10 protein-coding genes and 5 pseudogenes are annotated in these 9908 nt (G+C 69.3%); 7 read left to right on the plus strand and 8 right to left on the minus strand.

All coding sequences use genetic code 11. The features are described from left to right. Positions 1–12 precede the first annotated feature (12 nt). The 3 genes and pseudogenes from AB0N14_RS30670 to AB0N14_RS30680 all read left to right on the plus strand — a co-directional run. Positions 13–273 (plus strand): annotated as a pseudogene (locus AB0N14_RS30670) (transposase); the annotation flags it as partial. A gap of 1 nt (position 274) precedes the next feature. Next, positions 275–439 (plus strand): annotated as a pseudogene (locus AB0N14_RS30675) (histidinol-phosphatase); the annotation flags it as partial. After that, complete coding sequence (locus AB0N14_RS30680; RefSeq protein ID WP_366028951.1) at positions 436–1068, plus strand: hypothetical protein; 633 nt, start codon at positions 436–438, stop codon at positions 1066–1068. The pseudogene AB0N14_RS30675 and the gene AB0N14_RS30680, both read left to right, overlap by 4 nt. Before the next feature lie 85 nt (positions 1069–1153). Here AB0N14_RS30680 and AB0N14_RS30685 read toward each other — a convergent pair whose 3' ends face one another. The 6 genes and pseudogenes from AB0N14_RS30685 to AB0N14_RS30710 form a co-directional block, all read right to left on the minus strand. Continuing rightward, on the minus strand, positions 1154–1393 hold the full coding sequence (locus tag AB0N14_RS30685) for a hypothetical protein (protein ID WP_366028965.1): 240 nt from the start codon (positions 1391–1393) through the stop codon (positions 1154–1156). Beyond that, the gene (locus tag AB0N14_RS30690; protein ID WP_366028953.1) at positions 1363–2019 is read right to left on the minus strand and encodes a hypothetical protein; all 657 of its coding nucleotides are present in this window, start codon (positions 2017–2019) and stop codon (positions 1363–1365) included. Before AB0N14_RS30690 ends, AB0N14_RS30685 begins: the two co-directional genes overlap by 31 nt. Before the next feature lie 257 nt (positions 2020–2276). Further along, positions 2277–2504: a tetratricopeptide repeat protein gene (locus tag AB0N14_RS30695; RefSeq protein WP_366028954.1), complete on the minus strand. Its 228-nt coding sequence runs from the start codon at positions 2502–2504 to the stop codon at positions 2277–2279. A gap of 400 nt (positions 2505–2904) precedes the next feature. Further along, positions 2905–4488: pseudogene (locus AB0N14_RS30700) on the minus strand (protein kinase); the annotation flags it as partial. Positions 4489–4573: 85 nt separating this feature from the next. Further along, the gene (locus tag AB0N14_RS30705) at positions 4574–4723 is read right to left on the minus strand and encodes a hypothetical protein (protein WP_366028955.1); all 150 of its coding nucleotides are present in this window, start codon (positions 4721–4723) and stop codon (positions 4574–4576) included. A 67-nt stretch (positions 4724–4790) separates the two neighbouring features. Beyond that, positions 4791–5357, minus strand: a complete 567-nt coding sequence (locus AB0N14_RS30710) for a Uma2 family endonuclease (RefSeq protein ID WP_366028956.1) — start codon at positions 5355–5357, stop codon at positions 4791–4793. 317 nt (positions 5358–5674) lie between these two features. On the opposite strand from AB0N14_RS30710, the pseudogene AB0N14_RS30715 reads away from it, so the two are divergent. Continuing rightward, positions 5675–5986: pseudogene (locus tag AB0N14_RS30715) on the plus strand (helix-turn-helix transcriptional regulator); the annotation flags it as partial. A gap of 356 nt (positions 5987–6342) precedes the next feature. Here the strand turns inward: AB0N14_RS30715 and AB0N14_RS30720 are convergent. Continuing rightward, positions 6343–6699, minus strand: coding sequence for a hypothetical protein (locus AB0N14_RS30720; protein WP_366028958.1), 357 nt, complete (start codon positions 6697–6699; stop codon positions 6343–6345). A gap of 344 nt (positions 6700–7043) precedes the next feature. Between AB0N14_RS30720 and AB0N14_RS30725 the strand changes: the two genes are divergently transcribed. Beyond that, positions 7044–7913 (plus strand): helix-turn-helix transcriptional regulator, encoded by an 870-nt coding sequence (locus AB0N14_RS30725; RefSeq protein ID WP_366028959.1) that lies wholly within the window; start codon positions 7044–7046, stop codon positions 7911–7913. Further along, positions 7910–8122, plus strand: coding sequence for a DUF397 domain-containing protein (locus tag AB0N14_RS30730; RefSeq protein ID WP_366028960.1), 213 nt, complete (start codon positions 7910–7912; stop codon positions 8120–8122). Before AB0N14_RS30725 ends, AB0N14_RS30730 begins: the two co-directional genes overlap by 4 nt. Positions 8123–8297: 175 nt before the next feature. Here the strand turns inward: AB0N14_RS30730 and AB0N14_RS30735 are convergent, their stop codons facing one another. Further along, positions 8298–9611, minus strand: coding sequence for a hypothetical protein (locus AB0N14_RS30735; RefSeq protein WP_366028961.1), 1314 nt, complete (start codon positions 9609–9611; stop codon positions 8298–8300). Positions 9612–9705: 94 nt separating this feature from the next. On the opposite strand from AB0N14_RS30735, the pseudogene AB0N14_RS30740 reads away from it, so the two are divergent. Continuing rightward, positions 9706–9908: pseudogene (locus AB0N14_RS30740) on the plus strand (hypothetical protein); the annotation flags it as partial.

Below are 9908 nucleotides of genomic sequence, written 5' to 3' on the forward strand. Positions count from 1 at the left end.
TGGGTCGGTGGGCTGCCGGTCGTAGTCTCGATCGTTGAGCGGCTGGTGCCGGATGAGTTGTGGGAACTGTTCCAGCGGGTGGTCCCGGAGCCTCCGTCGCGACCTCAAGGCGGCGGCCGGCGCCGGCACGGTGACCGGGAGGTGCTGGCCGCAATCGTGTTCGTGGCCACGTCGGGCTGCACGTGGCAGCAGCTGCCGTCCGCCTCGTTCGGCCCCTCGGGGGCGACCGCGCACCGGCGCTTTGCCGAGTGGACCAAGGCCAGAGTGTGGGCCACCGGTGTACGTGCGGCTGCGCGGCACCGACGGCAACCGCACGGCAATGGGACTGCGCGGTACCGCCGTCGACCCGGTGGGGCCGGCCATGGACGTCCTCGGTGACGCGGACCCGTGGAAGGACCTGTGGTTCTACTCCAACCCGATGTGGGTCCTGCCCGCATGACGGCATTCCACAGCTTGTCCGGCGTCCGCACCGTCATCGGTGTGGACGCCGGCACGGCGGGCCTTCGCGAGGCCGACCACCTGATCCATCACCTGGTGGATGTCCTCGGCCTTCCGTCGGGCACCGCCGCCTGCACTCACCTGATACGCGGTACCGACCGTCGGAGCACGGTTGTCTCCCTCGCTCTGCCCGACGCGGCCACCGCTGATGCGGCGTGGAAGCGACTGGTCGCGCTGCTCGCCGGCCCGGACCGGGCGACGGCAGGCGCCGTGCTGGGCGAACGTGAGCACGGCCCGGCAGGGGCCGTGGCCTGCGCGGCCCAGGCAGCCGCCGAGCACGAGCGTAGGCAAGGCGGCCGCGCCGTGGTCTTTCCCGGCGTTGAGCGCTTGACCAGCACGGTCACCGTTGGGGAGGTACTCACCCACACCGCGATCGACCGTATCGTGGTGCTCGGCGCTCCGCCCGACGCCGCCGGACCGGACGGCGATGCCCAAGTGGTGACCCGTGACCACGTGCGGCCCGAATGGCACGACGGGCAGCTCGTACTGACCCTGCAACCTGCGGCAGGGGGCATGCTCGCGCCGTTCGAGGTGCCCAACCCCACGCCGTGCTGCGCCGACCACAGCTGAGGCGACAGGGCGGCCGGCTCGCGACACGTGAGGCCCGTTGGCCGGTCGCTGCACGACGTGGCTTGCGGTTGCCGGGCGGTTCGTCCTAGTCGAGTTCGATGTCGAAGTCCCGGATGGCGATGACCTTGCCAGCGTTGAGCCAGGTGAGTTGGGCGGCTCCGGCCTGGAAGGTGCCCTTCAGGGTGATGGTGGCGGGATGGCCGGGGGTGGCGGTGACGGTGGCGGCGCCCACGGGGCTCAAGCGGATGCTTTTGCCTTGCTCGTCCCGGGACGTGAAGTCCGACCCGTGCAGGGTCAGGGCCGCGGTGGCCTGGCTGACCGCCACGGTGATGCTGCCGGTGGTGTGATCGGGTGGCCGGGTGCCGCGGTCAGGGACACCTTGTCGAATTCGGGCGAGGTGATCAGGCTGTGGTTAGCGAGTTCGGCCTGGATCTGGTCGTTGACGGCGCCTCGGCCCGTCGCGCCCCACCAGGCCAGCAGCTCCTGCACCGAGAGGGACAACGGACGCCCTGTCTCTGCCGATTCGCGCGCTTCCTTCAGCCGTGCGTGCCGCTCCCTGGGCGACACGGACGTCTGCTCTTGCTCCTTCTCCGGTGTCGTGGGATCGGCCTCCTCAGCCGCCCGGTCGAGCAGTTCCTGACGCAACTGCGTGAGGTGTCTGCCGTCGTCGACCTGCCACGCCTCCCAGCCGTCGAACGTTCCGTTCCCGACGGCGACCATGGCGGCCTTGGACGGCGAGCGGAACTCCTCGCCGTCCGAAAGCCGAATCCATCCCCGGGGTGTGACCGCGGCCTCGTGAGACTCGCCGACGCGGGGTCGGACGAACCGCAGCCGTTCCCCTTCCTTGAGTAGTCCGCTGCCGAGCAGGTCGGCGATGGTCACCCGCCGACCGTCGAGCAGGTAGCGGGCGCGGGACTGTGCCTCTGCGGGACCGGTGGTGGAATCAGTCATGTCACTTATGCCTTGCCGCTGGAAGGGGAAAGGAGGATCTGAAGCTGCTGGTCTCAAAGATGCCAGCTGATGTGGGCGATACGGATAACTTTTTGCGACCAGCCCGTTGGTTCCGTGTCTCCGCGGCTAAGGCGTCTTGTCGGGCGTCAGGCGGCACGCGGCGCGAATCGGTTTCCAGCCCGCGTCGTCCACGATGCTGGATCCCTTCATGGCCATTCCCATCCAAGTGCCGGGGAGTTTTGGCAGGCTCATGGCAGTCAAGTCTCCGGTGCTTCCCGGTGGGTATCGTCCAGGGTGAGGCGGATTCGCGCCAGGACGTCGGTGATTTCCATCGTGTCCTCGTCGTCGGGACCGTAGACCCCGTACCGGTCGTCGTGCAGCGGTTCGAGTATCCGCCTGGCCTCGACGAGTCGTCCCGTGGACCGCTCAAGGAACCCGATGGCGCACGGCAGTTCGGTCACCTCGTCGCAAGCGTCGCTGTTCACGGTGCGCACCTGACGCGGGACGGCCTCGACCTTTGGCAGGGGCACGCTCACCTGGCCCAGTTCGGCGCGGCAGTGCGCGGCCTGGGGCGGCAGAAGCGCGCCCTTCCGTGGGTGGGTTCGGCGGTGCAGGAGAAAGCGCCCGTGAGGGCGTCGAACTCGGGCAGGGCCAGTCGGTGGTCGCCGCCGAGCAAGCGGACCGTGGCCCGCTCCATGCACAGGTCGAGCGGTCGAGCGCCGCGGCGGCCAGCTCGACAACGTCGCTGAGGACCTCGGCAGTTTGGGCGAACCGCTCATCCACGAGCAGGACGTCTGTGTGCGCCTGCCTACCCGATGTCCTCGCGGAGCCTGGCGGCCCCTGATGCCGGCGCAGCACAATGCACTTCTGGAGGACGGGCCAGGAGGCCGAACCGTCGAGGCCGAGGCGGATCACGGCGAGTGCCTCGGCGATCTCGACGGTCATCTCGTCGTCCGGCCCGAACACCATGCACATGTCCTGGTGGAGCGGTTCGAGGACCTGCCGGGCCTCGACGGCCCGGCCCTGTGCGAGCAGCAGCATCCCGATGTTGTGCCGTAGCTCCACGGCTTCCTCGCTCACGTCGCTGTCGACGGCCCGTACGACGTTCAGCACGCCCTGGAGCGCGGCGAGCGCGTCGGTGACCTGGCCGAGTTCGGCGCGGCACCGGGCCGCCTGGGCGCGGCAGGCGCGGGCCTGCTCGCCGGTATCGGTCCGGCGATACGGGCGTACGCGTCGGCGAGGGCGTCGAACTCGGGCAGGGCGGCCCGGTAGTCGCCGCCGAGGAGGCGGATCGCCGCTCGCTGGCGGCGCAGCGCCAGGACCTGCTTGCTCTCGGAGCCGAGGGCGAGGGCCGCGGGTTCGATGACCTCGCCGAGCACCTCGGCGGCCTGCGCGAACCGCTCCTCCTCCAGCAGGGCGTCGGAGTGGGCGTACGCCTCCTTGATGTCCTCGCGCAGCCGGGCGGGGACGGGCACCGGCTGGGCCCCCGGGAGGACGGCTGTCGGCGTCGCACCACCGGACGGCGGGGCCTGGACGCGGGCGCGGGGCGCGAAAGGGTGACGGAACACGCCCGTCGGGTCGGGCCGCGCCGACCGGCCCGGCCTCGGCCGTGCCGGGCTCCCGGCCTGGCGGCGGGAGGAACGGCAGCAGCCGCGCGTACACCTCCTGCGTGTCGGCGGGCCGCGCCTCGGGCGCCTTGCGCAGCAGGTGCAGGACCAGCTCCTCCAGCGCCTCGGGGACGTCGGGCCGCAGCCGTCGCAGCGGGGTGGGGGCGGCGTTGACGTGCTGGTACATCAGCAGGTACTCGCTCTCCGCCTCGAACGCGAGGCGCCCGCTGAGGAGTTCGTGCAGCACACAGCCCAGCGCGTACAGATCGGTCTGCGGGGTGATGCGTCCGCCGCGGACCTGCTCGGGCGACATGTACTGATGGGTGCCGATGGGGCTTCCGGTGGCGGTCAGCTTGGTGACGTCGGTCCGCAGAATCGCCGCGATGCCGAAGTCGAGGACCTTCACGGTGCCGTCGCGTGCGACGAGGATGTTGTCCGGCTTGAGGTCCTGGTGGATGACCGGCACGTCGTGCGCGTACGACAGCACGGTCGCGACCTGCGCGGCGACGGCGGCCGCCCAGCTGACCGGCAGCGGCCGGTCGGGGTCGAGGTAGGCGGACAGCGGTACGCCGTCGACGAGCTCCATCACCAGGAACAGCCGCTCGTACGAAGCGTCGAGCACCGCGTCGTACACCTGCGGCACGCCGGGGTGCTGGATGCGCGCGGTGATGCGGGCCTCGCGACGGAAGCGCTTGGCGAACTCCTCGGCCAGCTGCGGGGAGGTGACCGACGCCTGCCGGATGAGCTTCACGGCGACGGGCCGGTCGAGGACGGCGTCGTAGCCGCGCCACACATCGCCCATGCCGCCGTGGCTGAGCTCCTCCAGGAGTTCGTAACGGTCGGAGATCGCCTCCTGCGGCACCTTGCCCCCGGTGTGCGTGAAGAACAGCCACAGTCAGGGGTCAAGTGTGGCCGCTGCGCCGATCCGCCGTCCAGGGCTCGTGGTGCTACCCGGGCGCGGCCGCAGCGGTGGACGACGGGCAGGAGGGCGCGGCGGCCGGTCGGCCTCCCGCAGGCAGGACGTACTCCGCCCAGACCGTCTTGCCGGGGCCCTCCCGGCGCGGCTGCCAGTCCCAGCGGTCGGCGAGGTGCTCCACCAGGAGCAGGCCGCGGCGGCCCGGCCCCGCAGGCCCGGCGCGCGGGGCGTCACCTATGACACCGTGGTCAGGTCTGACCGAGGTCGATCTCCGTCGGGAAGGGGGCCGCTACCTTGAGGACGCCGGTGAACACGTCTCCGTCCCGGTAGGTCTTCGTCGCGGGGTCGAGAACGTAGGTGTACACGATAGGGACGCCTGTCGCGGCTTGCTCGATCCGCCAGTAGAAGCCGATGCCTGCCTTGGCGTACTGGTCGACCTTCACGATCCGGTCGGTGGTCTCCGAGCCCGGTGACACCACCTCCGCGACCAGCAGCACGTGCTCAGGACGGGTGGGGGTGATGTCGATGGTGTCCGCGCGGTACACGACGACGTCGGGGCGGCGATTGGTGAGCGGGACGTCCTGAAGCCGGACGTCGAAGTCCGTGTCCGCGTTCCACTCCGGGCCCGCCGCGGCATCCAGGGCGTTCGCCAGAATCCGGGCCAGCCGGTTGTGCCGCTTGGACGGACTCGGGCTCACGACGACCATCCCGTCCACGATCTCGATCCCGGCGCACTGCTCCTCGGACCAGGACTCGTACTCCTCCGCCGTGATCTGCTCATGCATCCATGCCGGAGCCACCATCTCGGCCGTCACGAAGCACCTCCCGGACACCTTGCTGCGGGCCCGATCCCGCTGGATTCAGCGTACTGTCCGCCATCCGTCCAGCACGCTGATCTCACTCACGTCTCCGGCAGTGTCCGGGCAACGCCGGATCTGATCACCGAAGAGACGCCAGAGACGGTCTGTTCATGCCCCGACGCTCCCGGCGGTGGCGTAGCGTGACCAGTGGTGACGCGCCGTCGTGTGCCGGTTGTACGCGGCGGTGCGGGAGGTGTACGCGGCGCGTCGCGTGACCGGCTCGGGGTGGGCGCGTTGGGCCGGGGAACTGGGCCTGGGAGGCGGTGGAGCCGATGGAGCCGGTGGAGCAGGGCGAGCGGGAGCGGGAGGACGCCGGGCCGAGGCCGGAGGACGAGCCGGGGTCGGGCGTGGTGACGGCGTTCGGGCGGCAGTTGAAGCTGCTGCGGGTACGGGCGGGCCTGGAACGCCCGGAGTTCGGGAAGCTCACGGGCTACGCGGCCCAGTCGATCGCGTCCTTCGAGCAGGGGCGGCGGATTCCCTCACCGAGGTTCATCGACCAGGCGGACGAGGTGCTGGACGCCGGGGGCGTCCTGAAGGCGCTGAAGGAGGAGGTGGGGCGGGCACAGTATCCGGCGTTCTTCCGAACCCACGTGGGTGCCCAGTCGCACTGGCGGCTGGGCACCCACGACTTGCACGGTTGGCCGAGACAGAGGAACGCCCTCGCTCTGCAGAGCCGGGGGCCGACCGCCGGATCAGATCCAGGTGACTTGGCGAACGTATACGCATTCGTGCCGGGGAACGATCAGGTAGACGAAGAATCCGCTGTCGATATGTGCGGTATCTCCCTTCGGGCCCAGCCCTTCGTGCTGTGTTCCGTCGAGGTAGAAGGCCGCAGCAGCCCGCACCAGCTCGTCAGCTTTTTTCTCGACCTCGGCGACGAACGCCGGCGGTGCTCAGCCGATGACGTACGCCTCGCTGGGGTCGTACTCCCACCTCCACGTCACTCGGACACCGCCTGTGTCGCCACGTCCTCGACGGCACGCAGCTCGTCCATGGCGGATCGGAATGCGGGGTCGTCCTTGCTGGTCGTGCCGTGGATCGTGGCGAGAGCACGGCTACGGCGTGCGGAGAGATCGGGCCGACGCTCGATCTCCACCTGAGCGGCCCAGTGGGTCAGCCAGTGCTGAAGGTGCCCGATCTTGCTGGTCCGAATGGCGGCGGCGAGTGCTTCTTCCTTGTGCTTTTCCATCTCGTCCAGGCGGTGAGGGGCGATCCGGGCGAGTGCCACGCGGACGGCGTCGGGGGTACGTTCGGGGCGCGGGACCAGCTCCGTGCCGTGGTCCGGCTGTGTGCTCACGATGTCCTCCAAAGGGCGCCCCGGCCAGCATATGCAGCCGGGGCGTACGCATCAGACGTCGTCGTCCAGGCCCTCCTCGCAGCGGATCATCCGCCGCGCGGGGTGGAGCTGAAGCGCATCGCGAAGTGGCCTGTGGGGCTGCTGAGGCGGTGGGACGCGGTCGGGGGAGCGATCTCACTGTTCATACCCTCAACGCTCCCGGCGGTGGCGTAGCGTGACCAGTGGTGACGCGCCGTCGCATGACGGTTGTACGCGACGGGGCGGCAGGTGTACGAGGCGCGCGGCGTGACCGGCTCGGGGCGGGCGCGTTGGGCCGGGGAACCGGGCCGGGGAGGCGGTGGACGTTGAAGGAGTCGGTGGAGCAGGGCGAGGGCGGGGACGAGCGGGAGGACGCCGGGCCGAGGCCGGAGGACGAGCCGGGATCGGGCGTGGTGACGGCGTTCGGGCGGCAGTTGAAGCTGCTGCGAGTACGGGCGGGCCTGGAACGGACCGAGTTCGGGAAGCTGGTGGGATACGCGGGCCAGTCGATCGCGTCCTTCGAGCAGGGGCGGCGGATTCCCTCGCCGAGGTTCATCGACCGCGCGGACGAGGTGCTGGACGCCGGGGGCGTCCTCAAGGCGCTGAAGGAGGAGGTGGGGCGGGCACAGTATCCGGCGTTCTTCCGGGATATGGCTCGGTTGGAGGCGGCGGCGGTGGCTCTCCACGTGTACGCGGCCCAGGCGGTTCCTGGCCTGCTGCAGACCGACGAGTACGCGCGCGCCGTGTTCGCCATGCGGCGCCCGCTACTTGACGAAGACACTGTCGAGCAACGAGTCGCAGCCCGGCTTGCGCGACAGGAGATCTTCTCCCGCAGGCCGATGCCGACCTTGAGTTTCGTGATCGAGGAGTCGGTACTTCGACGTCCCATCGGCGGTTGGGCGGTACTGCAAGGACAGCTTGAGCAGATCATGCTGCACGCGCACCGTCGGAACGTGGAGGTCCAGATCATGCCCAACGAACGTACGGAGCACTGCGGTCTGGCCGGACCCTTCACCTTGATCGAGAACCGCGACGGGCGGAGGATGGCCTACGTTGAGGTCCAGCGGGACAGCCGCCTCCACACCGACGGGTCGGCCGTCAGGGAGATCGAGGAGCAGTACGGGATCCTCCGGGCTCAGGCGCTGACTCCTCATGAATCGCTGGCCTTTGTCGAGAAACTGCTGGGAGAGAAATGAGCAACCAGATACCCGAGCCGACTGTGCCGGAGTCAGCCTGGTTCAAGAGCAGCCATAGCAGTGGCGAGGGCGGGGAGTGTGTCGAGGTCACCGCTGCCACCGGAACCATACACATCCGGGACTCGAAGGTCCGGTCCGGACCGGTTCTGACGGTCGCCCCCGACGCGTGGGCCGGGCTCGTCCGGCTGGCCGCCGACCAGGCTATCTGAGCCGTACATTCGTACCCCCCCCGGTGGGCTCAGTCGCTCGGGCGGCTGGGCCCACATCCGGGGTCGTACTCCACCTACACGTCACTCGGACACCGCCCGTCGCCATGTCCTCGACGGTACGCAGCTCGTCCATGGCGGATCGGAACGCGGGCCGTCCTTGCCGAGGCGAGCGCGCCTACGCTTGCATGGGCAGCGCAGGGAACACGACCACCGAGCCGTCGTTGTTGCGGGCAATCTCAATCGCCACGTCTGTCGTACGGCTGTTGACCATTACGCCGTCGCCCAGCTTGCGAATCCGGTGTGCCGCGCGCATCAAGCGATCGACTTCGCTAGTCGTGAAGACGGGCATCAAACCGTTTGGGCGTGCCAACTCCAGCGCCGACAGGCGTACCAGGACACCGGCGATGCTCGACTCCAGTTCGTTGAGGCGCTGGTGGTCGCGCTTGAGCTCGCGGGTGAAGTTCTCGAACAAGTTGTCGGGGTTGTCCTGGGCATGCTCGACGGCCTGCAGGACGATGACCCGCCGCTTCAGCGCAATGGCCAAGGCGGCGAGTTCGAGGTGGGCGCGGAACGTGCCGCCATGCTCGTCGACGCCGGGGAACGACTTGGTCAATGCGCTGATCTCGACGGGCTTGTCGTCGGGCAGCTTGTCGAGTGCGGTCTGCCACCGGGCAAGGCGGCGGTCAGCGGCGCCCAGGGCCGTGTTGATGGCATGTACCGCCGAGTCCAGTCCTAGCGAGATACCGAGTTTGCCTTGGTCGAGCAGAATGGCGGTGGCTTTGTCGATGGCATCGCGGCAGCCGTCGAGTTCGCTGTGCTCCTCTTCGAGCTTCTGTTCGTGCAGCTGCTCCAGCAGCTCTGTGATGTGTTCGATAGCCTGCTGGCGCTTGTAGTCGGCATGGGCGCTCACCCCCACCGCTACGGCCATGAGCACGAGCGGCGCGGCCACGGTGAGCGCCGCGCTGCCGGCGGCCGCGACGCCGGCTGTCGCACCGGCTCCGCCGACCGCGCCTGCTGCCGCCGCTTTACCGACTGGCACGAACGTCGCATTGGCGGCGATGCCCGTCGAGTTCATGAGTGCACTGTGGATGCCACCGGCCGCCGCCTTCGACGCCATCGGACGAACCATGCCCTGACCGAACTGAGCGGCAACCTTCGCCGGAACCACCATGCGATACAGGTTTTCGCCGGCAGCGGTCGCCCTGGCCGCCGTAAGGGAACTTCGCGTCGATTGCGTGATGAACTGTGACAGGTGCTGCGCCAGGGGACTCGCGGCATCGAGCGGGATACCTCGGCTGCGGTCGAGCTTGGCGGGCAGCGGATGCACCTCCAGCGTGGCAATCGGCGCGTCGGCCAGGGCGGCCAGCACACCGCGCAGTTCAGCCAGGCGCTCAGCCGTCATCGGCTCGCCTCCGGCCAATGCGGGTACCCGGACGTCACCGGTCGCCAGCGTCCACACCGGAACGATTGCCTTGCGGGCTTCAGCCATCGTCTCCCCCTTTTTTTGGCTCTTCTGCTTGATGTGTGGGTACCTGACCAGCCCTGATGCATAAAACACGCCGTTCCCTGCTTAGGGTTTCGAGTTGCTGAGGCTCAAGATCCACAAGCAGGAAGACGGCGTGTCTGCGAACAGCATATGGAAGCGGCTGCTGACGGTCGAACGGACCGTGGTCGAGCAGGTCGAGGTCGATCCGGAAGCGGACGTGCTGGTCGCGCATGTGCGGCCGGTGGCGCGTGAGCGGAACCGGTGCGGGGTCTGCCGGCGTCCCGCCCGGGGCTACGACCA

The sequence above is a fragment of the Streptomyces sp. NPDC051104 genome (assembly GCF_040682835.1).
Taxonomy (GTDB): domain Bacteria; phylum Actinomycetota; class Actinomycetes; order Streptomycetales; family Streptomycetaceae; genus Streptomyces; species Streptomyces cynarae.

What these genes read in the sequence shown, in the direction of transcription:
- AB0N14_RS30735 (WP_366028961.1), bottom strand. Translation starts at nt 9,611, where the DNA reads ATGGCTGAAGCCCGCAAGGCAATCGTTCCGGTGTGGACGCTGGCGACC.
- AB0N14_RS30730 (WP_366028960.1), top strand. Translation starts at nt 7,910, where the DNA reads ATGAGCAACCAGATACCCGAGCCGACTGTGCCGGAGTCAGCCTGGTTC.
- AB0N14_RS30680 (WP_366028951.1), top strand. Translation starts at nt 436, where the DNA reads ATGACGGCATTCCACAGCTTGTCCGGCGTCCGCACCGTCATCGGTGTG.
- AB0N14_RS30690 (WP_366028953.1), bottom strand. Translation starts at nt 2,019, where the DNA reads ATGACTGATTCCACCACCGGTCCCGCAGAGGCACAGTCCCGCGCCCGC.